Origin of the sequence: Streptomyces sp. SLBN-31, assembly GCF_006715395.1 — a bacterium.
Taxonomy (GTDB): domain Bacteria; phylum Actinomycetota; class Actinomycetes; order Streptomycetales; family Streptomycetaceae; genus Streptomyces.
This window is the reverse complement of sequence record NZ_VFNC01000002.1, coordinates 957,887-982,525: the sequence shown is the minus strand read 5'-3', so window position 1 is coordinate 982,525 and position 24,639 is coordinate 957,887. Positions and strand designations below refer to the sequence as shown.

21 protein-coding genes and 2 pseudogenes are annotated in these 24,639 nt (G+C 71.0%); 15 read left to right on the top strand and 8 right to left on the bottom strand.

Features of this window, described 5'->3' with window-relative positions; translation table 11 throughout:
- Window positions 1–142: 142 nt before the first annotated feature.
- From FBY22_RS24490 to FBY22_RS24475, 4 genes are read right to left on the bottom strand one after another with little or no spacing between them, the layout of a single operon-like run.
- Window positions 143–1,174 (bottom strand): LacI family DNA-binding transcriptional regulator, encoded by a 1,032-nt coding sequence (locus FBY22_RS24490; protein ID WP_142149358.1) that lies wholly within the window; start codon window positions 1,172–1,174, stop codon window positions 143–145.
- On the bottom strand, window positions 1,171–2,076 hold the full coding sequence (locus FBY22_RS24485; protein WP_142149356.1) for a carbohydrate ABC transporter permease: 906 nt from the start codon (window positions 2,074–2,076) through the stop codon (window positions 1,171–1,173). Before FBY22_RS24485 ends, FBY22_RS24490 begins: the two co-directional genes overlap by 4 nt.
- Entirely contained in the window at window positions 2,073–2,999 is a 927-nt protein-coding gene (locus tag FBY22_RS24480; RefSeq protein WP_142149355.1) for a carbohydrate ABC transporter permease, read from the bottom strand. Before FBY22_RS24480 ends, FBY22_RS24485 begins: the two co-directional genes overlap by 4 nt.
- A complete protein-coding gene (locus FBY22_RS24475) occupies window positions 2,996–4,327 on the bottom strand; it encodes an extracellular solute-binding protein (RefSeq protein ID WP_142149353.1) in 1,332 nt (443 codons plus the stop codon). The genes FBY22_RS24480 and FBY22_RS24475 overlap by 4 nt, the downstream gene beginning before the upstream one ends.
- Before the next feature lie 230 nt (window positions 4,328–4,557).
- On the opposite strand from FBY22_RS24475, the gene FBY22_RS24470 reads away from it, so the two are divergent.
- The 3 genes from FBY22_RS24470 (at window position 4,558) to FBY22_RS24460 (ending at window position 8,828) form a co-directional block, all read left to right on the top strand.
- Entirely contained in the window at window positions 4,558–6,579 is a 2,022-nt protein-coding gene (locus tag FBY22_RS24470) for a beta-galactosidase (RefSeq protein ID WP_142149351.1), read from the top strand.
- A 204-nt stretch (window positions 6,580–6,783) separates the two neighbouring features.
- The gene (locus tag FBY22_RS24465) at window positions 6,784–8,343 is read left to right on the top strand and encodes a glycosyl hydrolase 53 family protein (protein WP_142149349.1); all 1,560 of its coding nucleotides are present in this window, start codon (window positions 6,784–6,786) and stop codon (window positions 8,341–8,343) included.
- 197 nt (window positions 8,344–8,540) lie between these two features.
- The gene (locus FBY22_RS24460; RefSeq protein ID WP_142149347.1) at window positions 8,541–8,828 is read left to right on the top strand and encodes a helix-turn-helix domain-containing protein; all 288 of its coding nucleotides are present in this window, start codon (window positions 8,541–8,543) and stop codon (window positions 8,826–8,828) included.
- 32 nt (window positions 8,829–8,860) lie between these two features.
- Here FBY22_RS24460 and FBY22_RS24455 read toward each other — a convergent pair whose 3' ends face one another.
- Window positions 8,861–9,700 carry a YihY/virulence factor BrkB family protein gene (locus tag FBY22_RS24455; protein WP_260845103.1) on the bottom strand — a complete coding sequence of 280 codons (840 nt, stop codon included), beginning with the start codon at window positions 9,698–9,700 and terminating at the stop codon, window positions 8,861–8,863.
- Between the two features lie 182 nt (window positions 9,701–9,882).
- Between FBY22_RS24455 and FBY22_RS24450 the strand changes: the two genes are divergently transcribed.
- The 10 genes from FBY22_RS24450 to FBY22_RS24405 all read left to right on the top strand — a co-directional run bounded on the left by FBY22_RS24450 (window position 9,883) and on the right by FBY22_RS24405 (window position 19,725).
- Complete coding sequence (locus FBY22_RS24450; RefSeq protein ID WP_142152494.1) at window positions 9,883–10,845, top strand: SMP-30/gluconolactonase/LRE family protein; 963 nt, start codon at window positions 9,883–9,885, stop codon at window positions 10,843–10,845.
- Between the two features lie 168 nt (window positions 10,846–11,013).
- Entirely contained in the window at window positions 11,014–11,475 is a 462-nt protein-coding gene (crcB, locus tag FBY22_RS24445) for a fluoride efflux transporter CrcB (RefSeq protein WP_142149345.1), read from the top strand.
- Entirely contained in the window at window positions 11,472–11,852 is a 381-nt protein-coding gene (locus tag FBY22_RS24440) for a DUF190 domain-containing protein (RefSeq protein WP_142149343.1), read from the top strand. Before crcB (FBY22_RS24445) ends, FBY22_RS24440 begins: the two co-directional genes overlap by 4 nt.
- Window positions 11,849–12,223, top strand: a complete 375-nt coding sequence (crcB, locus tag FBY22_RS24435) for a fluoride efflux transporter CrcB (protein WP_142149341.1) — start codon at window positions 11,849–11,851, stop codon at window positions 12,221–12,223. Before FBY22_RS24440 ends, crcB (FBY22_RS24435) begins: the two co-directional genes overlap by 4 nt.
- A gap of 73 nt (window positions 12,224–12,296) precedes the next feature.
- Window positions 12,297–13,133, top strand: coding sequence for an undecaprenyl-diphosphate phosphatase (locus tag FBY22_RS24430; RefSeq protein ID WP_142149339.1), 837 nt, complete (start codon window positions 12,297–12,299; stop codon window positions 13,131–13,133).
- A 168-nt stretch (window positions 13,134–13,301) separates the two neighbouring features.
- Window positions 13,302–13,979, top strand: coding sequence for a FadR/GntR family transcriptional regulator (locus FBY22_RS24425; protein WP_142152493.1), 678 nt, complete (start codon window positions 13,302–13,304; stop codon window positions 13,977–13,979).
- The gene (locus FBY22_RS24420; RefSeq protein WP_142149337.1) at window positions 13,976–15,427 is read left to right on the top strand and encodes an amino acid permease; all 1,452 of its coding nucleotides are present in this window, start codon (window positions 13,976–13,978) and stop codon (window positions 15,425–15,427) included. Before FBY22_RS24425 ends, FBY22_RS24420 begins: the two co-directional genes overlap by 4 nt.
- Before the next feature lie 31 nt (window positions 15,428–15,458).
- A complete protein-coding gene (locus FBY22_RS24415) occupies window positions 15,459–16,475 on the top strand; it encodes an asparaginase (protein WP_142149335.1) in 1,017 nt (338 codons plus the stop codon).
- Window positions 16,476–16,592: 117 nt separating this feature from the next.
- On the top strand, window positions 16,593–18,008 hold the full coding sequence (gene aspA / locus FBY22_RS24410) for an aspartate ammonia-lyase (protein WP_142149333.1): 1,416 nt from the start codon (window positions 16,593–16,595) through the stop codon (window positions 18,006–18,008).
- A gap of 790 nt (window positions 18,009–18,798) precedes the next feature.
- Window positions 18,799–19,725: a glutaminase gene (locus tag FBY22_RS24405; protein ID WP_142152492.1), complete on the top strand. Its 927-nt coding sequence runs from the start codon at window positions 18,799–18,801 to the stop codon at window positions 19,723–19,725.
- A 15-nt stretch (window positions 19,726–19,740) separates the two neighbouring features.
- Here FBY22_RS24405 and FBY22_RS24400 read toward each other — a convergent pair whose 3' ends face one another.
- On the bottom strand, window positions 19,741–20,505 hold the full coding sequence (locus tag FBY22_RS24400; RefSeq protein ID WP_260845102.1) for an alpha/beta fold hydrolase: 765 nt from the start codon (window positions 20,503–20,505) through the stop codon (window positions 19,741–19,743).
- 171 nt (window positions 20,506–20,676) lie between these two features.
- On the opposite strand from FBY22_RS24400, the pseudogene mptB reads away from it, so the two are divergent.
- Both mptB and FBY22_RS45350 read left to right on the top strand, forming a co-directional pair.
- Window positions 20,677–21,679 (top strand): annotated as a pseudogene (gene mptB / locus FBY22_RS44280) (polyprenol phosphomannose-dependent alpha 1,6 mannosyltransferase MptB); the annotation flags it as partial.
- A pseudogene (locus tag FBY22_RS45350) lies at window positions 21,571–21,921 on the top strand (glycosyltransferase 87 family protein); the annotation flags it as partial. The pseudogenes mptB and FBY22_RS45350, both read left to right, overlap by 109 nt.
- Window positions 21,922–22,193: 272 nt before the next feature.
- On the opposite strand, the gene FBY22_RS24390 reads toward FBY22_RS45350, so the two are convergent.
- Both FBY22_RS24390 and FBY22_RS24385 read right to left on the bottom strand, forming a co-directional pair.
- On the bottom strand, window positions 22,194–23,429 hold the full coding sequence (locus FBY22_RS24390; protein WP_260845101.1) for a D-alanyl-D-alanine carboxypeptidase family protein: 1,236 nt from the start codon (window positions 23,427–23,429) through the stop codon (window positions 22,194–22,196).
- Window positions 23,430–23,508: 79 nt separating this feature from the next.
- On the bottom strand, window positions 23,509–24,591 hold the full coding sequence (locus FBY22_RS24385; RefSeq protein WP_142149331.1) for a hypothetical protein: 1,083 nt from the start codon (window positions 24,589–24,591) through the stop codon (window positions 23,509–23,511).
- Window positions 24,592–24,639 lie beyond the last annotated feature (48 nt).

Below are 24,639 nucleotides of genomic sequence, written 5' to 3'. Positions count from 1 at the left end.
GCATCCCCGAGAGCCGCGTGTATCCGAGCGGCGATCCGTGGATCGGGCCGACGGTCCGGCCGTACGTCGTGCCGAGCGTGTCGTAGATGGCCATGCCCCTCAGTATGGGCAGGGGCACGGCCCGCGCGGCCCGGGCCGGACGCTACGTCGAGTCCCGCTTGACCAGCTCCGTCGGGAGGATCACCGCCGCCGGGTCCTCGCCGCCGATCTGCGCGAGCAGCACCCGCACCATCTCGGCGCTGATGCGGTCGTAGGGCTGCCGGATGGTGGTGAGGGCAGGGGTGGCCTCCACGGCCGCGACGGAGTCGTCGAAGCCGCCCACGGCCACGTCCTCGGGGACCCGGCGGCCCGCGCGGGCCAGCGCGGTCAGCGCGCCCTGCGCCATCAGGTCGGAGGCGACGAACACGGCGTCCATGTCCGGGGCCTGCGCCAGCAGCCGTTCGGCGCCCGCCTCCCCACTGGCGCGGCTGTAGTCGCCGGAGACGATGAGCCGGTCGTCGACGTCGATGCCCGCTTCCCCGAGCACCTCCTTGTAACCGGCGAGGCGGTCCACACCGCCCGGCAGGTCCAGCGGGCCGGTCACCATGCCGACGCGGCGGCGGCCCAGGGACAGCAGATGGCGCACCATGTCCCGGGCACCGTCCCGGTCGTCCGCCGCGACGTAACTGACCTTGGAGCCGGGCCCCATGGGCTTGCCGCACTGCACGAGGGGCACCCCCGCCTTGCGCAGCTCCTCCGCGACCGGATCGCCGGAGTGGCTGGAGACCAGCAGCACCCCGTCGACATGGCCCGCGGTGATGTAGCGCGTGATGCGACGCCGTTCGTCCTTGGTGCCCGCCAGCATCAGCAGCAGCGGCATGTCGTGCGCCGCCAGCGCCTGCGTGCAGCCGCTGAGCAGCACGTTGAAGTTCGGGTCCTCGAAGAACCGCTCCTGAGGCTCCGTCAACAGGAAGCCGACGGAGTCCGAACGGCCGGTGATCAGCGAGCGGGCGTGCCGGTTGACCACGTAGCCGGTCTTGCGGATCGCCGCGTTGACCGCCTCCGCCGCGGCCGGGCTGACGTAGTGCCCGCCGTTGAGCACCCGCGAGACGGTGCCCCGTGAGACACCGGCCTCGCGCGCCACGTCGTGGATCGTCGGCGGCCTGCGTCGGCCCCCCGTGTTGCTCATGGTCATGACTTTACGGCCCCGGAGAGCAGATCGAGGCTCCAGAAGCGCTGGATGACCAGGAAGAGCGCGATCAGCGGGAGCACCGCCAGGAAGGCTCCCGTGATCACCAGGGTGTACAGCGCGGGCTGGTTCGAGCCCTGCTCGAGCAGCGTGTACAGGCCCAGCGTGATCGGGAACTTCTCGTCGTCGCTGAGCATGATGTACGGCAGCAGGAAGTTGTTCCACACGGCCACGAACTGGAACAGGAACACCGTCACCAGGCCCGGCACCATCATCGGCAGCGCGACCCGGGTGAAGATCCGCCATTCGCCGGCGCCGTCCATCCGCCCGGCCTCCACCACGTCGGCGGGCACGGCGGCGGAGGCGTAGATCCGCGCCAGGTACACGCCGTAGGGGGAGAGGATCTGCGGCAGCAGCACCGACAGGTAGGAGTCGGTGAGGTCCACCTTCGCCAGCAGCAGGTACTGCGGGATGGCGAGGATGATCGGCGGCATGAGCACGCCCGCGAGCAGGATGTTGAAGATCGTCTCGCGGCCGCGGAACCGGTACGTCGCCAGCGCGAAGCCGCTGAACGCCGACACGCACGTCGACAGCAGCGCGCCCAGACCGGCGTACAGGGCGGAGTTGCCCATCCAGGTCCAGTACACGCCGTCGCGATAGGCGTCGAGCTGCTCGATGTTGTCGCCGAAGCCGGTGCCGGGCAGGAAGGTGAACGTGGAGAACAGCTCACTGCCCGACTTCGTGGACGCGATGATCACCCACGCCACCGGCAGCAGCGTGTAGAGCGCGCCCAGCACCAGGGTGAGCGTGGGGACCAGGGCGATACGGCGGCGCGACGGCGGCCGGCTTCGGGTGGCGCCGGTGGTGCCCGCGGCGGACGGGGCCTTGCGGACGGCGAGGGAGCTCATCGTTTCACCTCCTGCTTCTGGCGGCGGTTGGCCGCCCGCAGAAAGCCGAAGGACATCACGAGCGTCACGACAGCGATGATCACGGCCTCGGCGGCGGCCTGGTAGATGTCGCCCTTGCGGAACGCGTCCTGGTGGACGGTCATCAGCGGACTCCAGGTCAGGGGCAGGGAGTTGGTGAGCGGCTTGAGGGTCGTCGGCTCGTTGAACACCTGGAGCGTGGCGATGATCGAGAAGAAGAAGGTGAGCACCAGCGACGGCGCCACCATAGGGATCTTGATCCGCAGCGCGGTCTGCAGCGGGGTGGCGCCGTCCAGCCTCGCCGCCTCGTACACCTCGGCCGGGATCGACCGCAGCGAGGTGTAGATGACGATCATGTTGAAGCCGGTGCCGCCCCAGACCGCGATGTTCGACATGGCGAGGTACAGCGGACCGCCGTCGAGGAGGTCCGGCTGCGGCAGGTGGAGCTTTTCGAGCACGTAGTAGAAGGGGCTGACGTCCGGCAGGTACAGGAAGCCCCACATCAGCGCCGCGACGACGCCGGGGATGGCGTACGGCAGGAAGATGGCGAGCCGCGTGACGGGTGCGAACCGCACCTTGTCGGAGTCGAGCATCAGCGCGAAGAGGAGGGCGAGGCCCAGCATCACCGGTACGACGATGCAGCCGTAGCCCAGCACGCGCAGCGCCCCGTGCATCAGTTCGCTGTCGGTCAGCGCGTCGGTGTAGTTCTCGGCGCCGGCCCAGACCTCGCTCCGCGCACCCGATCCCAGGCCGAGTCCGGAGACGTGCACCTTGCGGAAGCTGAGGTAGACGGCGTAGCCGATGGGCAGCGCGAAGAAGAGCAGGAAGAGGGTCGTCGCGGGGATCAGGAAGCCGTACGGGGCCCCCTTGACCCCGTACGACCTCCGGCGGGCGGCGCTGGTCACTGAGAGACCCCGAAGCCCTGCTTCTTCAGGTCGGCGACCGTGGCGTCCTGCATTGTGTTCAGGGCGGCGACGAAGTCCGACTTGTTCTTGGCGGCGGCGCCGAAGGCGTCGTTGAAGGTGGTGTACGCGACGTTCACGTTCGGGCCCCAGGCGGAGGGCGCGGTGGTCTTCGCGATCTCGGCGGCCTTGGTGTAGAAGTCCGACTGGTTGGCGAAGTACGCCGGGGGAGTGGCGAAGGCGCCGCTGGTCTGGGCGTTCGTGGCGGCCGGGTAGATGCCGCTCTCCTTGGCCAGCGCCTGCAGCGCGGAGCCGTCGGTGTTCAGCCACGCGGCGAACTTGGCGGCGGCCTCCCGGTGGGCGGAGTCCGTGGTGACGGCCGTGGAGGAGCCGCCCCAGCTGCCGGTGACGTTCTGGCCGGCGGACCACTGGGGGAGCGGGGCCATGGCCCACTTGCCCTTCGTGGCGGGCGCGGCCGTGGTCAGCGTGCCCGGCGCCCACACGGCGGAGACCCAGGCGATCTGCTTGCCGGTGTTGAGCGCCTTGTTCCAGGCCGGGGTGTACATCGGCTGGTTGTCGACGGCGCCCTCCTTGACCAGGCCGCCCCAGAACCTTGCGACCTTCTGCGTCGCCGCGTCGTCGATGCCGACCTTCCACTTGTCGCCGGAGGTCGTCCACCACTTGGCGCCGGCCTGCTGGGCGAGGCCCGCGAACAGGCCCGAGTCGTTGGCGGAGAAGGTGGTCAGGTCCTTGTCCGGGGCCTTCTTCTTCAGCTGCCGGGCGACCTGCGCGAACTCGTCCCAGGTCGTCGGGACCTTCAGGCCGTACTTCTTGAACAGGTCGGCGCGGTAGTAGAACATCATCGGCCCGATGTCCTGCGGGATCGCGTAGACCGCGTCCGTGCCCAGCGTGGTCTGCTGCCAGACGCCGGCGGCGAACTTGCCCTCGGCGTCGCCGACGTCCTTCGCCATGTCGGCCAGCGCGTCATTGCTGACCAGCGTCGGAAGCGCCTGGTACTCGGCCTGCACCAGGTCCGGGGCCTTCTTCGCCTTGTGCGCGGTGAGGATCTTGGTGACCAGCGAGTCGCCGGACGCCTGCTTCTTCACGGTGACCTTGATCCGGTCCTTCTTGCCCGGGCCCTCGTTCCACAGGTCCACGACCTTGTCCATGCCGGGCGTCCAGGTCCAGTACGTCAGCGAGACCGGACCGGACTCGGCCTTGCTGTCGCCGTCGGACGAACCGCAGGCGGTGAGTGCGGTGGCGCCGAGGGCGACGGCGAGGGCGGACGCTGCACTTCTGACAGCGAGACGGCGGCGCTGCGCGTTGGGCATGGATTTCTCCCCTGACCTGGGTCCCGCCTTCTGCGGGAATCTGCCGTGCGAATCACATGAGCCGGGCCCCCGCCCGTCGCGAGGACCTGTCGTTCTGCTCTGTGAGCGTTCACAGTAGAGAAACATCCCGGACACTTGTCAATGGTTGTTGCTGTGCGGTTATGTTGGGCTAGCACCGCCCCGGATGTGTGTGCACGTTCCCAAATGATCGACCAACTCGGGAGAGATCCATGCCGGAGAACAGCCCCAGGGGCCTCACCAGGCTCGCCTTCGGCGGGGACTACAACCCCGAGCAGTGGCCGGAGAGCGTGTGGCAGGAGGACGTCCGGCTGATGCGCGAGGCCGGCGTCACCATGGTGAGCGTCGGGATCTTCTCCTGGGCGCTGCTGGAACCCTCACCCGGCGCGTACGACTTCGGCTGGCTGGACCGCGTCCTCGACCTTTTGCACGCGGGCGGCATCCGCGTCGACCTGGGCACCCCCACCGTCTGCCCGCCCGCGTGGTTCTACCGGGCCCATCCGGAGGCGCTGCCGGTCAGCCGCGAGGGCGTGCGCTTCGCGTTCGGCTCGCGCGCCGCCATCTGTCACAGCAACGCCGACTACCGCGCGGCCGCCGCCGGGATCACCACTCGGCTCGCCGAGCGCTACGGCGCCCACCCGGCCGTGGCGATGTGGCACGTGCACAACGAGTACGGCGTCCCGGTCTCGGCCTGCTACTGCGACTCCTGCGCCGCCCACTTCCGACGCTGGCTCGAGTCGTCGTACGGGAGCCTCGAAGCCGTCAACGAGGCGTGGGGCACGGCCTTCTGGGGCCAGCGCTACACCGGTTTCGAGCAGATCGCGCCGCCCAGCGCCACCCCGACGGCCGTCAATCCGGCCCAGGCGCTGGACTACAAGCGCTTCGCCGACGCCACCATGCGCGAGAACTTCCGCATGGAGCGGGACATCCTGCACCGCCTCTCGCCGGGCGTGCCGGTCACCACGAACTTCATGACCGCCCTCAGCCAATGCGACTCCGTCGACTACTGGGCCTGGGGCCGCGAGGTCGACATCGTCACCAACGACCACTACCTGATCACCGACGGCCGCCGCACCCACGTCAACCTCGCCATGGCCGCCGACCTCACCCGCTCCGTGGCGGGCGGCGCCCCCTGGCTGCTGCTCGAACACTCCACCTCGGGCGTCAACTGGCAGCCCCGCAACCCCGCCAAGGCGCCGGGCCAGATGGCCCGCAACTCCCTGGCACACGTGGCCCGCGGCTCCGACGGTGCGATGTTCTTCCAGTGGCGCCAGTCCCGGCGCGGCGCCGAGAAGTTCCACTCGGCGATGGTCCCGCACGGCGGCACCGACACGCGCGTGTGGCGCGAGGTCGTCGAACTGGGCGCGGCACTCGGCTCGATCGGCACCGTCCGCGGCACCCGCACCGAGGCCGACGTCGCCGTCCTGTGGGACTGGCACTCCTGGTGGGCGCAGACCCTCGATTGGCGCCCCAGCCAGGACCACGACGCGCGCGAACGCGCCGACGCCTTCTACGAAGCCCTCTACGACCGCCACCTCACCGTCGACTTCGCGCACCCGGAAGCCGACTTGTCGAAATATCCCCTTGTCGTCGTGCCCGCCCTGTACCTGATGACGGAGGCGGCCGGGAACAACCTCAGGGAGTACGTCGAGAACGGCGGCACCCTCGTGGTGTCGTACTTCTCCGGCATCGTCGACGAGCACGACGGGGTCCACGAGGGCGCCTGCCCCGGCGCGCTCAGGGACGTGCTCGGGCTGACCGTCGAGGAGTTCTCGCCGCTGCTGCCGGGCGAGTCGGTGCGCCTGACCGGCCCGGACGGCTCCGAACTCGCCGGCGACGTGTGGACGGAGTTCGTCGCCCCGCGCGGCGCGGAGACCGTGTGGACGTACGCCGACGGCCTGACCGCGGACCACCCGGCCGTCACCCGCCACCGCCTCGGCGAGGGCACCGCCTGGTACGTCTCCACCCGCCTTGCCCCCGAGGGGCTGGACGCGCTGCTCGGCTGGGCCGTCGAGGACGCCCGTATCGCGCCGCGCGCCGACCTGCCCCGCGACGTCGAGGTCGTACGCCGCACCGGCGACTCGGGCAGCTACCTCTTCGCGATCAACCACACCGCCACGGACGCCAAGGTGCCGCTGGAGGCGCACGGCACCGAACTGCTCACGGGCGAACGCGCCGCGGGCCGCCTGGAAGTGCCCGCGGGAGCCGTGCGGGTCGTACGACTCGACGGCTGAGCCGACTCCCCTCCGCCCGCGTGTGCCACGAGAGCCGCGGGCGGAGGGGCTCTCCCTCCGGGCACCACCGAAAGGCACCTCCACCGGGGGGTCTCCATCGGACGTGCACCTCCACCGAAGGGTCTCCATCGGAGGTGCACCTCCATCGGAGGGCCCATCGGAGGGAACCCCCATCCCCATTCGTCGAAGGGACGACGGACGACGATGTTCCATCCCAGACGCACCCTCAGAGCCCTGCTGCTGCCGCTCGTGGCCGGGCTCGCCCTCATCGCCCTGCCCGCCACCAGCGCACACGCGGCCACCGCTTTGGCCAACGGCGGCTTCGAGTCCGACGGCACGGGCGTCGCCGCCCCCGCGGGCTGGTCCGAGTACGGCGACACCGGCGCCTCGTACACCGAGTCCGGCGGTCACAGCGGGAGCTACCGGCTGTCCCACTACTCGGCGTCCGCCTACAAGGTGGAGACCTACCAGTACCTGTCGGGGCTGACCAATGGCAGCTACACGCTCACCGCCTGGGTGCGCTCCAGCGGCGGGCAGAACTCCGCGTACATGTCCCTGAAGAACTGCGGCAGTTCCGAACAGCGCACCGACCTGCCGGTTTCCACCAGCAGCTGGGTCCGTGTCGTCACGTCGGTCAAGGTGACCAACAATCAGTGCACCATCAGCATCAACAGTGACGCGAACGCGGGCAACTGGATCAATGTCGACGACCTGACGTTCGCATCCGGATCGACGGGACTGTCCGTCAAGGGTGCCGACATATCCTCCCTCGCCAAGAGCGAGGCCCTCGGCGGGGTGTACAGGACCGGCTCCGGCACCACCGGTGACGCGGTCACCATCCTCAAGAGCGCCGGCATGAACTACGCGCGGCTGAAGGTCTGGGTCGACCCGGCCGACGGCTACAACAACAAGGCGCGTGTGCTGGCCATGGCCAAGCGCGTCAAGTTGGCCGGCATGAAGCTGCTGGTCGACTTCCACTACTCGGACTCCTGGGCCGACCCCGGCAAGCAGACCAAGCCGGCCGCCTGGTCCGGCCACACCTACGGTCAGCTCAAGACGGACGTGTACAACCACACGTACGACGTGCTGAACGCGTTGAAGGCGCAGGGCACCACCGCCGACATGGTGCAGGTCGGCAACGAGATCAACGGCGGCATGCTGTGGAGCGAGGGCTCCACGGACAACTGGTCGCAGCTCGCCGGCCTGCTCAACTCCGGCTACAGCGCCGTCAAGGCGGTCTCCGCCGGCACCCGGGTCGCGCTGCACCTGGCCAACGCCGGTGACGACTCCACCGTCCGCTGGTGGTTCGACAACGCCAGGACGTACGGCGTCGACTACGACGTCATCGGCCTGTCCTACTACGGGTACTGGCACGGCTCGCTCGCCGCCGCCCAGACCACCCTGGACGACGTCGTCTCCCGCTACGGCAAGCCGGTGTTCGTCGCGGAGACGGCCTACCCGTTCACCCTCGCCCAGGACGACTCGCTGGAGAACCAGATCGACACCACCGGCGAGCTCGTCACCGGCTACCCGGCCACCCAGGCGGGCCAGCTGGCTTGGATGAACGCCGTCGCGAACATCGTGGAGGCCGTCCCCGGCAACAAGGGCCTCGGCGTCTTCTACTGGGAGGCCACCTGGACCGCGGTCACCGGCAACGGCTGGGACCCCACCGACTCCGCCTCCGGCAACGGCTGGGAGAACCAGGCCCTGTTCGACTACAACGACAGGGCGACCTCGGCCATGAGCTGGTTCAGCCATCGCTGAACCTGTGTGGAGGGGGCCCGGTCGCAGGGGAGCGGCCGGGCCCTCGCCCATGTTCCCGCCGCCGGGACCGACGGCCCACCCCGCACCGGGCCGACGGGTCCCGGACAAAGGCCACCGAGTCCCGGACACGGCGGCGCGCCCTGCGGGACAGTGGGAGGACGCGGTACGCGGTGGCCCCGTCCGGTAAGGGGGACGAGATGCTGAGGACTCCCGGCGGCACGCTGCGTCAGGACATCCTGGAGTGGCTCAAGGACCCGGTCGCGCACTTCGCCCCGCAGCCGCACGGAGACCCGGTCGAGGACGGTGTCACCGCGGACGCCGTGGCGAGCAGGCTGGGCGTGCCCCGCGCCGTCGCCGTGACCCACCTCGACCTGCTCGCGGACCTGGGCCTGCTGAGCACCAGCGGGAGCCGGCAGCGCACCTACTACCGGCGCGACGAGGTGCGCATCGCCGAGGTGGCCCGCATGTTCGAGAAGGGCTGGTAGCCGCGGCGGGGGAGGGGACGTGGGACAGGCCCCTAGACCGTCCCCCGCGACGACGGCACCGTCGGCGGTCCCTGATCCGTGCCGCTCTCGTCCTCGGGCGGCTCCTCCGTGTAACCGAACCGCTCGCACAGCAGCCGCCCGACCAGCGCGCCGCCGAACACCACGAATCCCACGCCGACCAGCCAGGACTCCACCACCAGGATGGTGCCCATGGGCCCGTAGCTGACCGCGTTGGTGACCAGCAGCGGCGTGAACACCAGATACGAGAACCAGCGCAGGCCCACCAGACCCGCCATCGTGGCGACGGCCCCGGGCAGCAGATGGCGCCAGCGCACCTCGCCGGCGAGCAGGAAGTGGGCGCTCCACCAGAAGAACAGCAGCCCGACCACCAGGCTGAGCGGGATGCGGGGCGTGCCGCCGAGCACACTGCGGGTCTGCACCTGCGTGTACACGTACATCATCAGCACCACCAGCCACACCACTTGGCGGTACAGGCGGTGCCACGGGCCGGCCGACGGCTTCCAGATCCTCTCGTAGCCGTTCTGCACGCTGGACGCGAAGGACAGACCGAACAGCGCGAGCAGTGCCACGCTCCACGCGCTGGTGGTGCTGATGACCTTGCGCGGCGGGGTGAAGACGTGCGAGAGCGCCTGCGCGGACCGGCCCGACAGGTCCATGCCGTCCACCAGCCACAACGCGAACCCACCGTGCCCGAGCGGATCCGCCGCCGCGACGACGATCAGCAGCGGCGCCAGGGTGACCAGGGCGAGAGTGGCGAAGCCCATGGCCCGGTGCAGCAACTCCAGTTCCGCGCCGCGCCGATGGAGCTCGGCCAGCCCCAGTCGGTGCCACCACGCGGACGACCGTGACATGGGACCACCCCTTCTTCGTGACCGGAACACCGCTGTGCGCATGGTCCGGTGGAGACACTGGTGGCGATGGACTGAGTGGGCAGAAAAGCCCCGAGGTAAACCTGATCGAGTGACGCGGGTACCCGTCGGACGTCCGTACGCATGCCAGCATGAACTGTCCCGACCTCGACGAGGAGGTTCTCATGGACCGTCCCGCCGCACTTGTCCCGCTGAAATACGTCGCCGTCGGCGGCCGCGGCCCCGAGGACGTCGTGGCCGACGCCCGCGGCCGCGTGCTGACCGGCGTGGAGGACGGCCGCATCCTGCGCATCGACGGCCTCACCGACGACTCGCCCGCCCGCGTCGAGGTCCTCGCCGAGACCGGCGGCCGGCCCCTCGGCCTCGAACTGCTGCCGGACGACGCCCTGCTGGTCTGCGACGCCGAGCTCGGCCTGCTCCGCGTCGACCTGCGCGAGGGCATCGTCCGCATCCTCGCCGACTCGGTGGCGGGGGAGCGGCTGCGGTTCTGCAGCAACGTCGTGGCGCTGTCCGACGGCAGCGTCTGCTTCACCGTCTCCAGCCGCCGCTACCCCCTGCACCAGTGGATCGGCGACATCGTCGAACACACCGCCAGCGGCCGGCTGCTGCGCCTGGCGCCCGGCAGCGAACACCCCGAAGTGCTGCTGGACGGCCTGCAGTTCGCGAACGGGCTGGCGCTGAGCTCCGATGAGTCGTTCCTGGTCGTCGCCGAGACCGGCGCCCGCCGGCTCACCCGCTACTGGCTGAGCGGACCGAAGGCCGGACACGGCGAGCCCTTCGTCGAGAACCTCCCCGGCATGCCCGACAACATCTGGCGCTGCGCACCCGACGGACCCGTCTGGGTCTCCCTGGCCGGCCCCCGCATCCCCCCGCTGGACCTGCTGCACCGCACCGCCCCCGCGGTCCGCGCCGCGGCCGCCCGTGTCGCCGTCCGCGCCCCCTACCGCCCCACCGGCACCATCGGTGTCCTCGCGGTCGACGACCGGGGCACGGTCGTCCACCACCTCACCCACCACCGCTCCGGCTTCCGCTTCGTCACCAGCGTCTGCCAGGCCGGCGACCGCCTCGTCCTGGGCAGCATCTGGGAGCGCGGAGTGGCCGTGTGCGAGCGGCCGGACCCGAAATGACCTCCGCGCGGCCCGGACGCTACGCTGTAGCCCGGCCGCGACCCCTTTCGCGGCGCGGCGGTGGGGCCCGCCGTACCCGAACCGCGGCACCGGTGCCGCCAACGGTCCCTACTTGCGAAGGAGCGGCGCCCGCGCATCCGGATCCCGGCGAGTAGGAGACGTACGACCATGACCGCACCGGAAGCCGAGAGCCTGCGCGCCCCGGCCCGCACCCGGCGAGCGCCGGCCTGGCGCACCCAGGCGCCGGTCCTCGCGGTGGTGGCGCTGGGCGGAGCCCTCGGCGCGAGCGCCCGTTACGCGCTCACCCTGGCGTGGCCCACCCCGGCGGGTCACTTCCCGTGGGCGACGTTCTGGACCAATGTCGTCGGCTGCGCCGTGATCGGCGTTTTCATGGTCGTCATCACCGATGTGTGGGCCGCCCACCGGCTCGTGCGCCCCTTCTTCGGCACCGGGGTCCTGGGCGGCTTCACCACCTTCTCCACCTACGCCGTCGACATCCAGAAGCTCGTCGACGCCGGCCACCCGGGCACCGGGCTGGCCTACCTCGCCGCGACGCTGCTCGCGGCCCTCACGGCGGTGTGGCTCGCGGTCACCGCCGCCCGCCGCGTCCTGAAGTGGAGGCAGCCATGACGAGGCTGACCGGCAGTGCCCTGCGCGTGACCGTCTTCATCGGTGAGAACGACACCTGGCACCACAAACCGCTGTACTCCGAGATCGTCCACCGCGCGCACGCGGCCGGCCTCGCCGGCGCCAGCGTCTTCCGCGGTATCGAGGGCTTCGGCGCCTCCTCGTTGATCCACACCTCGCGGCTGCTGTCGCTGAGCGAGGACCTGCCGGTGGCGATCGTCGTCGTCGACACCGAGGAGCGCGTCCGCGCCTTCCTGCCGCAGCTCGACGAACTCGTGGAGGAAGGACTCGTGATCCTCGACGACTGCGAGGTCATCCGGTACGTCGGCCGCGACAGGGCCGCCGGTGCGTCGGACAGGAAGGGTAAGAAGTCGTTGTGAACTGGCTGTTGGTCGTCGCGGGGGCCATGGTCGGCGCACCGCTGCGTTACCTCACCGACCGCGCGGTGCAGTCCCGGCACGACTCGGTCTTCCCCTGGGGCACGTTCGCGGTCAACGTCACCGGCTGCCTGATCCTGGGCCTGCTGACCGGTGCCGCGGCCCAGGGTGCCGCCGGTTCCCAGGCGCAGCTGCTCCTCGGAACCGGCCTGTGCGGAGCGCTGACGACCTACTCGACCTTCTCCTACGAGACCCTGCGGCTGACCGAGACAGGGGCGGGGCTCTACGCTGCGGCCAACGTCGTCGGAAGTGTGACGGCGGGCCTGGGTGCGGCCTTTGCCGGGGTTTCGCTCGCCCGGGCGCTGTGGGGGTAGCCGCAAAGGCCCACACCCGCTCGTAGTAAGACTGTCTACAGCACTGTCGACCAACTCCTCAGAACTGGATCCCATGAGCGTCATCAACGTCGGTCAGGCCGCCGTCCTCGGAGTCGTGGAAGGACTGACCGAGTTCCTTCCCGTCTCCTCCACCGGGCATCTGAAGATCACCGAAGGGCTCATGAACATCCCGGTCGACGACGACGCCGTCGTCGGCTTCTCGGCGGTCATCCAGGTCGGCGCGATCGCCGCGGTGCTCCTGTACTTCTTCAAGGACATCGTGCGGATCGTCTCCGCGTGGGGCCGGGGTCTGGCCAACAAGGAGGAGCGCTACCACCACGACTACAAGTTCGCCTGGTGGGTCATCTACGCCACCATCCCCATCGTGGTCGTGGGTCTGGCCGCCAAGCCGCTGATCGAGGGCCCGCTCGCCTCGCTGTGGGTGGTCGCCGGTTCGCTGATCGTCGGCAGTGGTGTGATGTGGGCGGCGGACCAGATGGGCCGGCACAAGCGCGGTGAGGACGACACCACGTTCAAGGACGCGATGCTGGTCGGCGGCTCGCAGATCCTCGCCCTGCTGTTCCCGGGCTTCTCCCGGTCGGGTGCCACCATGTCCACGGCCCTGATCCTGGACCTGGACCGCGTGGCCGCCACGCGCCTGTCCTTCTTCCTCGGCATCCCCGCGCTGACCGGTGCGGGCCTGTACGAACTCAAGGACGCCCTGGGCGCCGGGGTGGGGCTCGCCCCCCTGGCCGTCGGCACCGCCACCTCCTTCGTGGTCGCCTACGCCTCCATCGCCTGGCTGCTGAAGTTCGTCGCCAAGCACTCCTTCAACGCCTTCGTGATCTACCGGATCATCGTCGGCGTGCTGCTGCTGGGCCTGCTCGGCGGGGGCGCGATCAGCAGCTGACCCGTACGGTCGCCCGACGCGGGGTGTGAGGTCTGTTTTCAGATCGCACACCCCGCGAATCTTTTCATTCAGCTCCCTTGACAGCCCCCGTACGTCACCCGGAGGATCACTCCCGTGAACCTGTCAGACAGCAAGACAGCCAGTCAGGGTCCGCGGCGCATCAGCGCCATGGAAGCGGTCCTGGCCCATCTGCGCGCCGCCATCGAGAACGGCGAGTACGCGGTGGGGGACAAGCTTCCCTCCGAGGCCGAGCTGTGCCGCACCCTCGAGGTCAGCCGGCCCGTCCTGCGCGAGGCCCTCAGGGCCCTGCAGACGATGGGCCTGACGGTCTCCAAGACGGGCAAGGGCACCTTCGTCGTCGCGAGCGCCGTGGAGGACCCCACCTTCGGCGACTACGCGGCCAGCGACCTGCTGGAGGTGCGCCGCCACGTGGAGATCCCGGTGGCGGGCTACGCGGCCCGGCGCCGCACCCCGGAGGACCTCGACCACCTGACGCACCTGCTGGAGCGCATGGAGCGGGAGACCGACACCACCTCCTGGGTCGCCCTGGACTCGCTGTTCCACCTCGCCGTCGCCCAGGCCGCCCAGAACCCGGTCTTCCGCCGGGTCATCGAGGAGATCCGCGACGCACTGGCGCGTCAGTCGGCCTTCCTGAACGAACTGGGCGGACGCCGCGAGCAGTCCAACCGCGAGCACCGGGCGATCGTCGAGGCGCTGATGGACGGTTCCGAACTCGACGCGACGGACGCCATGGCGCACCATCTCGACCGCGTCGAGACCACCCTCACCGACATCGTGCGCCCTCCGCGCGCGGAAACACCCACGGAAGGCGGACCCGAGGCGTGAGCGAGCACCTCAAAGAAGAGACGCGCACACCGGCCGTACACGTCGACGCGGGCGACGCGGGCTACAGCAAGTCGCTGAAGTCCCGGCACGTCAACATGATCGCCATCGGCGGCGCCATCGGCACCGGTCTCTTCCTCGGCGCCGGCGGCCGTCTCGCCGACGCCGGCCCCTCCCTGTTCATCGCCTACGCGGTCTGCGGCATCTTCGCCTTCCTGGTCGTGCGCGCCCTCGGCGAACTCGTGCTGTACCGGCCCTCCTCCGGCGCCTTCGTGTCGTACGCCCGCGAGTTCATGGGCGAGAAGGGCGCCTACACCGCGGGCTGGATGTACTTCCTGAACTGGGCGACCACCGGCATCGCCGACATCACCGCCGTGGCCACCTACACGCACTACTGGGGCATGTTCTCCGACGTCCCCCAATGGCTGATCGCATTGATCGCCCTCGCCGTCGTGCTGACCGTCAACCTGATCTCGGTCAAGATCTTCGGTGAGCTCGAGTTCTGGTTCGCGATCGTCAAGGTCAGCGCGCTGGTGGTGTTCATGTGCATCGGCATCTTCCTGCTGGTCACCCAGCACCCCGTCGACGGCGCGCACCCCGGACCGTCCCTGATCACCGACAACGGCGGCGTCTTCCCCAACGGCCTGCTGCCCATGCTGCTGATCATCCAGGGCGTCGTCTTCGCCTACGCCTCCGTCGAACTGGTCGGCGTCGCGGCCGGCGAGACCCAGAACCCCGAGAAGATCATGCCCAAGGCGATCAACTCGATCATGTGGCGCGTCGGCCTGTTCTACGTCGGCTCGGTCGTCCTGCTGTCGATGCTGCTGCCCTGGAACAGGTACAGCGCCGCCGAGAGCCCCTTCGTGACCGTGCTCTCCAACATCGGCATCCCCGCGGCGGGCGGCGTGATGAACCTCGTCGTGCTCACTGCGGCCATGTCCTCGCTCAACTCCGGCCTGTACTCCACCGGCCGCATCCTGCGCTCCATGGCCATGTCAGGCTCCGCGCCGAAGTTCACCCGTGTGATGAGCCGGAGCCAGGTCCCCTACGGCGGCATCCTGCTCACCAGCGGTATCTGTGTCCTGGGCGTCGGCCTGAACTTCGTGGTCCCCGCGGACGCCTTCGAGATCGTCCTGAACTTCGCGGCGATCGGCATCCTCTCCACCTGGGGCATGATCATGGTCTGTCACCTCCTGTTCTGGCGGAAGACCCAGAACGGCGAGCTGACTCGCCCCGGCTACCGGCTGCCGGGCTCTCCCTGGACCGAACTCGTGACGCTGGCCTTCCTCGCCTCCGTCCTGGTCCTCATGTACGCCGACGGAGGCGCCGGCCGCACCACCGTGCTGTGCCTGCCGCTGATCGTCGGAGCCCTGGTCGGCGGATGGTTCGCCATCCGCGGCCGTGTCGGACGCACCTCCACCGAGAACGCATCTACCGGAGCCGACGCGTGACCCACGCGGCGCTCCCTGACAAGAGGCAGTGATGTTCAGCAGTTCCGTCGCGGACGCACCCCTGATCCGCGAGCCCCTCCACGCCCCCGTCGCCCACCTGATACGCGGCGGGGTCGTGGAGGGCATCCACTACGGTTCCGTCGTCGTCCTCGGCACCGACGGGAAGGTCGACTTCCAGCTCGGCGACATCGAGGCCGCCTTCTACCCCCGCTCGGCCCTCAAGCCCGTCCAGGCCGTCGCCATGGTCCGGGCGGGGCTGCCGCTCGACGGCGAGCTCCTGTCGCTCACCGCGGCCAGCCACTCCGGCGAGGAGCGGCACCTCGCCGGGACCCGGCGCATCCTCGAACTCGCCGCTCTGACGGAGGACCAGCTGCGCAACGTCCCGGACCTGCCCTTCGACCCGGTCGTCCGGGACACCTGGGTGCGGGAGGGCCGGCCGCCCTCGCGGCTCGCCCAGAACTGCTCGGGCAAGCACGCGGCGATGCTGTACACGTGCGTGCTCAACGACTGGCCGCTGGAGGGGTACCTCGACCCCGCGCATCCGCTGCAGCAGGCGATCGCCGAGATCGTCGAGGACCTCACCGGACAGCGGATCGCCCGGGTCACGGTCGACGGGTGCGGGGCGCCGCTGTTCTCGGTGTCCCTGCACGGGCTCGCCCGGGCCGCCGCGCGCGTCACCACCGCGGCCGTCGGCACACCGGAGGCGCGCGTCGCCGACGCGATGCGCGCCCACGCCGAGATGGCCTCCGGCTCGGGCCGGGACGTGGCCGCCCTCATGCGGGCCGTGCCGGGGCTGCTCGCCAAGGACGGCTTCGAGGGCGTGCAGGTCGCCGCGCTGCCGGACGGGCGGGCCGTGGCCGTGAAGATCGCCGACGGGGCGAACCGGGCGCGGGTGCCGGTGGCGGCGGCCGCCCTGGCGCGGGCCGGGGTCGATCCGGCGGTGCTCGCCGAGTTCCGGGGTGAGGCGCTTCTCGGTGGTGGGCGGCCGGTGGGGTGTGTGCGGCCCGCTCGGTCGCTGGACCCCGTTGTCGTCAAGGCCTGCGCCTAGGGCCCTGCCAGATGTGCAGTTTCGCGACTGCGGGCCGGGTGTGGCCGGTCGCGCAGTTCCCCGCGCCCCTTGCAGGGGCGCCCATGTCCCCCTCTCAGAAAGAGGAACCGTACCCTCATGACCGCCGCCCTCACCCGTAGCGAGCACGATCTGCTCGGTGACCGGGATGTTCCCGCCGATGCCTACTGGGGTGTGCACACCCTGCGGGCCACGGAGAACTTCCCGATCACCGGCACGCCGATCTCCGCCTACCCGCATCTGATCGACGCCCTGGCCGCGGTCAAGGAGGCCGCCGCCCTCGCCAACGAGGAGCTGGGGCTGCTGGCGCCGGAGAAGGCCGCCGCGATCGTCGGGGCCTGCCGGGAGATCCGGGGCGGCAAGCTGCACGACCAGTTCGTCGTCGACGTGATCCAGGGCGGCGCCGGGACCTCGACCAACATGAACGCCAACGAGGTCGTCGCCAACCGGGCCCTGGAGCTGCTGGGGCACGAGAAGGGGCAGTACGGATTCCTGCACCCCAACGAGGACGTCAACCTCGGCCAGTCGACCAATGACGTCTACCCGACCGCCGTCAAGATCGCGACGGTCTTCGCGGTACGTGGACTGCTCAAGGCGATGTCCGTACTGCAGGACTCCTTCGCCCGCAAGGCCGTCGAGTTCCGTGACGTGCTCAAGATGGGCCGTACACAGTTGCAGGACGCGGTGCCGATGACGCTCGGTCAAGAGTTCTCGGCGTACGCGGTCATGATCGACGAGGACCGCAACCGTCTTGACGAGGCGGTCCAGTTGATCCATGAGATCAACCTCGGTGCCACGGCCATCGGCACCGGACTCAACGCTCCGGCCGGATACGCGGAGGCGGCCCGCCGCCACCTCGCAGCCATCACCGGGCTGCCGCTGGTCACGGCCGCCAACCTGGTCGAGGCCACCCAGGACTGCGGAGCGTTCGTCCAGATGTCCGGGGTGCTCAAGCGGATCGCCATCAAGCTCTCCAAGAGCTGCAACGACCTGCGGCTGCTGTCGTCCGGGCCGCGTGCGGGCCTGGGCGAGATCAACCTGCCGCCGGTGCAGGCCGGTTCGAGCATCATGCCCGGAAAGGTCAACCCGGTGATCCCCGAGGTCGTCAACCAGGTCGCCTTCGAGGTGATCGGCAACGACGTCGCGATCACCATGGCCGCCGAGGCCGGGCAGCTCCAGCTGAACGCCTTCGAGCCGATCATCCTGCACTCCCTCTCGGAGAGCATCACGCATCTGCAGAGCGCCTGCGTCACGCTGGCCGAGCGGTGCGTGGACGGCATCACCGCCAACACCGAGAGGCTGCGCGCGAGCGTCGAGAACTCCATCGGCCTGGTGACCGCCCTCAACCCGCACATCGGGTACACGGCCGCCACCGACATCGCCAAGGAGGCCCTCGTCACCGGCCGCGGTGTGGCCGAACTCGTCCTGGAGAAGGGCCTGTTGCCGTCGGAACGGCTGGCCGAGCTCCTGCGGCCGGAGGTGCTCGCCGGCAGCGGCGCGCCGCAGGCGATCTGACGTCCCGTCCGCGTGCGGCGAGCGCGGGCGGCCCGGAAGATCGCTGACGAAGGGGATGCAGTCCCGGAGCCGGTAGGACTCCTTGTCGCCGACGAGGACCAGGTCGCGGACGCTGACCCCGCTCGTGTCGTGCACCTCGATGCCGCGTGTGCCGACGGCGGCGACGGTCGCACGGCCCGATCCATAGGATTCGACCACGACGGGCTTGCGGACGTCGCCGGCGTCTCCCGGCCCGATGCTCGGGGTGCCGGTGAAGCGCGCCCCGCCCTTCAGCCGCAGCCGGTCGCCCGGCTTGAAGCGCAGGGCGTCGGCGTGCCGCAGTGGCCGCCAGGCGGTCTGCGGAGTGCGGCCGTCGGCGCCGTCGTCGCCCTGCGGGCTGAGGTGGAACGTCCGCCCGCGTCTGAGCATTGGCCTGCGGGGGGAAACATGCGGACGGGGCAGGCTGCATCCGGCCAGCACCAGCGCTGTCGCGCACAGTCCCGCCGCGGCGCGTGTGCGCAGGAGTCCCATGCCCCCGGGGCTGCGCCCGTCGGCTCGCCCAGGTGAGCCGGCGACTGCGGTGCATTCGTTCTGCCGGCGCAGCGTCGCTCCTCCTCTGCTCTATGGACAGCCGCGGACCCGGATCGGCGAAGCCCGCGACCCCTCACCCTGACCTGCCGCGCGCCCGACGCAGGGGCAGCGCGCGGGGTTCGTTCAAGACATGCCTGATTGGCCTCCTGCCAAGGAAGGAAGGGGCCCGCGTCGGGTGGCCGACCGTCCGCCGTGCGATCAGGAACGGGCATACGGCATGATGAAGATCATGTCCGCGCAGTTCCAACCGGTACTCGACCGCATCCTCGCGGAGGTCGAACGCACCCCCGGCCGCGGCCGGCCCGCCGACTACATCCCGGCGCTCGCCGCCCGCGACCCGCGCCGCTTCGGCATGGCGGTGGCCGAGCTGGACGGGACGGTGTACGGGGTGGGGGACTGGCGGGAGCCGTTCTCCACGCAGTCCATCACCAAGGTCTTCACCCTCGCCCTCGACCTGGCCCGCGAGGGCGACGAGCTGTGGGAGCACGTGGGCCGCGAGCCCTCCGGCAACCCGTTCAACTCCCTGGTCCAGCTGGAGTACGAGAACGGCATCCCGCGCAATCCCTTCATCAACGCCGGCGCGCTGGTCGTCACCGACCGCCTGCACACTCGTACCGGCGACGCGGCCGGCGAGCTGCTGTCCTTCCTGCGCGCCGAGAGCGGCAACCCGGCGCTCGACTTCGACAAGGACGTCGCCGCCTCGGAGGCGGGGCGCGGCGACCGGAATGCCGCCCTGGGCCACTTCATGGCGTCCTACGGCAACATCGACAACCCCGTCCCGGTCCTGCTCGACCAGTACTTCCGCCAGTGCTCCCTCACGGCATCCTGCGCCGACCTCGCCCTGGCCACCACCTTCCTGGCCCGCCACGGCATCCGCTCCGACGGCACCCGGCTGCTCACCCGCAGCCAGGCCAAGCAGGTCAACGCGGTGATGCTGACCTGCGGGACGTACGACGCGGCCGGCGAGTTCGCCTACCGGGTCGGCCTGCCCGGCAAGAGCGGGGTGGGCGGCGGCATCATCGCGGTCGTGCCGGGGCGCTGCACGCTGTGCGTGTGGAGCCCCGGGCTCGACGAGCGCGGCAACTCGGTGGCGGGGGTGGCGGCACTGGACCGCTTCACCACCCTGACGGGCCTGTCGGTGTTCTGAGCCGCCGGGCCGCGCTCAGTCCAGGAACTCGGTCAGCAGCGGCACCAGCACCGAGGCCCGCCGCATCAGGGTCACATGTGTGGTGCCGGGCAGGACGGCGAGCCGTGCCGCGGGGATCAGAGCCTGCATCTCCGCCGCGTGTTCCACTCGTACGAAGTCGTTGTCGCCAATGACCAGGAGGGTGGGCGCGGTCAGCGCGCGCAGGTCGTCGGCGGTCCAGGGCAGCGTCGCGTGGGCCGCGCCCGTGACCTTGACGAGGAAGTCCTGGAAGTGCTCGGGGTGCGGGGCGACGGCGGCGTACGCCTCGGCCATCTCCTGGAAGTCGGCCTGGCTGGGCAGCCGCGGGGAGGCGTAGTCCGGTGTGCGCACCTCGTCGTGGTAGCCGTCCTGGCGGTAGTGGGTGGCGGCGAGCACCAGGCGGCCGACGCGTTCGGGATGGCGCACCGCGATCTCCAGCGCGGTGAGCCCGCCGAGGCTGAAACCGAGGAAGTCGGCCTGCTCGATGCCGAGTTCGTCGAGGAGGGCCAGGACGTCCGAGGCGAGGTTCGCCACCGTCATCTCGCGCGCCGTGTCGGCGGTGCGGCCGTGCCCCTGCAGTTCGGGCGCGACGATCCGCCGGCCGTAGGCCAGCGCGGGCAGCACGGCCGCGAAGGACAGTTCGATCGTGTGCACCCCGCCGTGCAGCAGCACCAGCGGGCGCCGGTCGCCGTCGCCCGAGCCGTGCAGCTCGTAGTACATGTGGAGCCCGTTGACCTCGGCATGGGCGGAGCTGTCCGGCATCGTCATCACGTCCGTTCGCTGGTGTGTCGTATGCGGGTAGGACCCCCCGGCCCGGTGGAACTCATCGCCGCGTCCACGGGATCACACGCCGGTCACGTCCAGGTCTCCGACGCGAGGGCGGCGCGTCAATCTCCGGCCATCCGGCGTTGACACGCTTCCCGAGTGTTGGCCATGGCCTTTCCCGTCGATCTCCGCCGCTGCCAGGTGCTGGGGCTGGCCGGTACCGCCTTCCTCGCGCTGGGCGGGGAGACGGCCGGCGCCCTGCCCGTCGAGGAGTTGTCGGCCCCCGCCGACGTGCGCGTGGCGCTGGGGCTGGTCTGCGTGTACCTCGGTGTCGTCCTGCTGATCGCCGCATGGCTGCTGCTGGGCAGGCTCGTGCGCGCCGCCGAGCCTCCCACGACACGGGCCCTGCTGCTGGTCCTCGCGGTCTGGGCGGCGCCGCTGCTGCTCGCCCCGCCGCTGTTCAGCCGGGACGTCTACAGCTACCTCGCCCAGGGGCGCCATGGTCGACGCGCACATGGACGTGTACACATACGGTCCCGCCCACCTCGGCGGGCCGCTCGCCGACGAGGTCCCCGCGCTGTGGCGGCAGACGGCCACCCCCTACGGCCCGGTGTTCCTCGGCGTCGCCTCCGCCCTGACGGGCCTGACCCGCGGTGAACTGCCGGCCGGGCTGATCGGGATGCGCCTGCTGGCGCTGCTCGGCGTGGCCCTGATGGCGGCGGCGCTGCCCCGCCTGGCCCGCCACAGCGACGCCGATCCCGCTCAGGCGCTCTGGCTCGGCGCGCTGAATCCGCTGGTCCTGCTGCACCTGGTGGCCGGCGCCCACAACGACGCGATCATGCTCGGACTGCTCGGCACGGGACTGGTTGCCGCGCTCGGCCGGTGGCCGGTGGCGGCGGCCGTGCTCGTCACCCTGGCCGCCCTGGTCAAGGCACCCGCGGTGCTCGGTCTCGTGGCGGTCGTCGCGCTTCGTGTCCGCGCCGGCCACGGACCGGCACCCGCGGTGCTCACGACCGCCGCGGCCGCCGTCGCGACCACCGTCCTGACCGGCGCCGGCTACGGCTGGATCGCGGCGCTCGGGACGCCCGTCTCCCCGCACAACTGGGCGCTGACCAGCCTGCTCGGCCGCGCCACCGCCACGCTGCTCACGAAGGCCGGCAGCGGTCTGGCACAACCGCGGTCGTCGCGTGCGCGGCGACCGCGTTCGCCGCGTGGGCGGCCCCGGGCGCCTCTCGGTTCTATTGGACACGGGCGCTGTGGGACACCGGCCGGGTGGGCCGCCTGGATTACGTCTCCAACCAGTCCCTGCAGGGTGTCCTGGCCCGCCTCGGAGTGCCGGACCACGCGGTCTGGGCGTGCGTCGTGCTCGTGGTGCTCGCCGTGTGGGCCCGGCGGACCAGGCGGGCCGTCGCCGCGGGGGACTGGCCGGGCGCCTTCGCCCTCACCGGCCTGACCGCGTGTCTGCTCAGTCCGATCACCTGGGTGCACCACCTGGTGTGGGTGCTGCCGGCGCTCGCGGTGCTGGTCCGCGCCGGGCACCCGCGGACCGCCGGTGTGCTGTACGCGGTGTTGTGCACCAGCGTGGTGTGGCTGTGGTTCGACGACGCCTCCGGCATCGACGGATTCCTGGGCGGCAACGCCTACGCGTGGATCACCCTCGGTCTGCTGCTGCGGCTGCCCGTCGGTCAACTCTCCGACGGGCGCGGGCTTCTGCCCCGCAGCACGAGCGCCACGGCACCGGCACCCAGCGCGGCGGCCCCCGCGATGACGCCGGTCTCCGGCCATCCGGGGCCGCCGCCCTCCGGCATCACCACCGCGGCCAAGGGCGCGGCGTGGGGTCCCGGGTGGGGCCGCGCCCGCAGCCCGTCCAGCGACCCCACCGGTGCCACCCGCCCGGCCGCCCCGAACCCCCAGTCGAGCAGCTGACGGGCCTCCTCGTAGACGGTGACTCCGCCACCGGCCTGAGGGTTCATCACCGTGACGACAAGGGTGCGCCCGTCTCGTCGGGCGGCGGCCACGAGGGTGTTGCCCGCGTTGGTGGTGTAGCCGTTCTTGACGCCGATCAGCCCGCGGTACGGCTCCACACCGTCCGCTCCGGTCAGCAGCCGGTTGGTGTTCCGGATGCCGTACGACCCTCCGGTGCCGTCCGGGAACTGCGCCTCTGCGGTGCCGCAGTACCGCGCGAAGTCCGCGTTGCGCAGCCCGGACCGGCCGAAGACCGCGAGGTCGTACGCCGACGACACCTGGCCCGGCGTGTCGTAGCCGTCGGGCGAGCGCACCTGTGTGTCGAGGGCGCCGAGGGCCCGCGCCTCGGCCTGCATCCGGGTGGCCGTCGTGGCCCAGCCGCCGTTGAGGGCGGCGAGGACGTGCACCGCGTCGTTGCCGGAGTTCAGGAACACCCCGCGCCACAGGTCGGCGACGGTGTACGTGTGTCCCTCGGCGACGCCGACCATGCTGCTGCCTGCTCCGATGCCCGCCAACTCCTCCTCCCGCACCCGGTGCCGGATGCCGCCCGGCAGGGTCGGCAGCACGGTGAGCGCGAACAGGGTCTTGAGGGTGCTGGCGGGCGGCAGCCTGCGATGCGCGTCGTGCGCGGCGAGCACCTCGCCGCTATCGGCGTCGGCCACCAGCCACGACAGCGCGGAGACGTCGGGAAGCGCGGGAGCGCCGCGGTGGGGGCGCACGAGCGTGCCGTGCCGGTACAGCAGCGACGGGCGCGGCATCGCCGCCGCCCTCGGCCCGCCGGCCGGAGCCGGCTTCGTCGCGGCGGCGGCCGCGACGGGCGCGAGCGCCAGAACGCCCGCCACGCACACCGCGCAGGTCGCGGCGGCCGCCCTGGGCATACGGAACGCGGCCGCGGTCCCGGGCACACGGAATGCGACCGCGGTGCGAGGCATACGGAAGGAGAATCCGATGGTCATATCGTCAACGTAGGAATCGGTCCGGCGTGCGGGCCGATGGCCGGGCCGGGCCACGGTCGGGAGCACCCGGATGCCGCAGTCACCCGGAGGAGTCGGCGGTCTTGCGGTGCCCGGCCAGCCGTAGCGTCACGACGGCCGCGATCCCCGCGAGAATGCCGAAGGTGAGGGCGGCCGGGACGCCGCCGCCGAGCCCGGCCAACAGGGACACCGGCCCGCGTACGGCGGTGGTGTCGTCCATCGCCCAGTGCAGGAGCTGGCTCGCCAGCAGGCCCAGCACGGTCGCGCAGACAGCGCCCGCCGCCATGGTCGGCGCCGTGGCCTCGGTGAGGAGGGCCGGCAGCAGCCGCAGCGCCCACCACACCACGGCGAGCACGAGCACGTCGGCCGCCCGGTACGTCAGCCAGTCGCCCAGGGGTGACGTCGTCGGGTCGCTCCATGCTCCCAGCAGCAGCCACTCGCGCAGCAGGTCGCCGGGCTCGGACAGCAGTCCCTCGCCGGGGAAGGACGTCTGGATCCAGGCCGCCACCGACTGGTACGAGAGGACCACCAGCGACAGCGCCACCACGGCGGTCCCGGTGCTCGCCGACAGACGGGCCGCGAGCGGCGGCACGTTTCTCCGGGGCAGCGGTTCCTCGTCCTTGTCCATGACACGCGCCACCACCACCGTGACCGGGGCGGCCAGCAGCCCCGCGAACACCGCGACCGGACCGCCCGACGCGATCACGCCCGCGAGCTGGGGCAGCACCCGGAAACTGCCGTGCCCCCGCGAGGCGATCAGCCAGGGCGCCGACACGGTCACGGCCAGCGTCGCCGCCACCGGGGCCCAGGCCCACAGCGCGAGCAGCGTGGCAGGTGTGCGGCCCTGCACCGGCGGCAGCCGGCGCAGCAGGAGGAGCGCACCGGCCACGAAGAACAGGAAGAGCGTCACGAACCTGATCTGCATCGCGGTGCGGTAGAGGTCGGTGTACGGGCCGCCGCCGCCCACGTCCGAGTACGACCAGGGTGAGAGCAGGACTCTGAGGGCGTTCGCGGACTCGATGTCGAACACGTTGCCCGAGCCCTGGAGTTGCAGTGCCGAGGCGCTCGCTCCCGCCCACAGCATCAGCAGTGTGAGCAGGGCGCCTCCGGCCAGTACCGGTATGACCGCGCGCCGATATGTCATGTGCTGTACCCCCGTGTCGAACCTGTGCTTTGCATGTGCAGGTCAGCC

Bases quoted from the DNA above. Each gene is read 5' to 3' on its own strand.
- FBY22_RS24390 (WP_260845101.1), bottom strand. From the start codon at position 23,429: ATGACCATCGGATTCTCCTTCCGTATGCCTCGCACCGCGGTCGCATTC.
- FBY22_RS24485 (WP_142149356.1), bottom strand. From the start codon at position 2,076: ATGAGCTCCCTCGCCGTCCGCAAGGCCCCGTCCGCCGCGGGCACCACC.
- FBY22_RS24430 (WP_142149339.1), top strand. From the start codon at position 12,297: ATGAGCGTCATCAACGTCGGTCAGGCCGCCGTCCTCGGAGTCGTGGAA.
- FBY22_RS24470 (WP_142149351.1), top strand. From the start codon at position 4,558: ATGCCGGAGAACAGCCCCAGGGGCCTCACCAGGCTCGCCTTCGGCGGG.
- FBY22_RS24415 (WP_142149335.1), top strand. From the start codon at position 15,459: ATGTTCAGCAGTTCCGTCGCGGACGCACCCCTGATCCGCGAGCCCCTC.
- FBY22_RS24440 (WP_142149343.1), top strand. From the start codon at position 11,472: ATGACGAGGCTGACCGGCAGTGCCCTGCGCGTGACCGTCTTCATCGGT.
- FBY22_RS24425 (WP_142152493.1), top strand. From the start codon at position 13,302: ATGGAAGCGGTCCTGGCCCATCTGCGCGCCGCCATCGAGAACGGCGAG.
- FBY22_RS24385 (WP_142149331.1), bottom strand. From the start codon at position 24,591: ATGACATATCGGCGCGCGGTCATACCGGTACTGGCCGGAGGCGCCCTG.
- aspA (WP_142149333.1), top strand. From the start codon at position 16,593: ATGACCGCCGCCCTCACCCGTAGCGAGCACGATCTGCTCGGTGACCGG.
- FBY22_RS24490 (WP_142149358.1), bottom strand. From the start codon at position 1,174: ATGACCATGAGCAACACGGGGGGCCGACGCAGGCCGCCGACGATCCAC.
- FBY22_RS24405 (WP_142152492.1), top strand. From the start codon at position 18,799: ATGAAGATCATGTCCGCGCAGTTCCAACCGGTACTCGACCGCATCCTC.
- FBY22_RS24465 (WP_142149349.1), top strand. From the start codon at position 6,784: ATGTTCCATCCCAGACGCACCCTCAGAGCCCTGCTGCTGCCGCTCGTG.
- crcB (WP_142149345.1), top strand. From the start codon at position 11,014: ATGACCGCACCGGAAGCCGAGAGCCTGCGCGCCCCGGCCCGCACCCGG.
- FBY22_RS24450 (WP_142152494.1), top strand. From the start codon at position 9,883: ATGGACCGTCCCGCCGCACTTGTCCCGCTGAAATACGTCGCCGTCGGC.
- FBY22_RS24460 (WP_142149347.1), top strand. From the start codon at position 8,541: ATGCTGAGGACTCCCGGCGGCACGCTGCGTCAGGACATCCTGGAGTGG.
- FBY22_RS24400 (WP_260845102.1), bottom strand. From the start codon at position 20,505: ATGCCGGACAGCTCCGCCCATGCCGAGGTCAACGGGCTCCACATGTAC.
- FBY22_RS24475 (WP_142149353.1), bottom strand. From the start codon at position 4,327: ATGCCCAACGCGCAGCGCCGCCGTCTCGCTGTCAGAAGTGCAGCGTCC.
- FBY22_RS24455 (WP_260845103.1), bottom strand. From the start codon at position 9,700: ATGTCACGGTCGTCCGCGTGGTGGCACCGACTGGGGCTGGCCGAGCTC.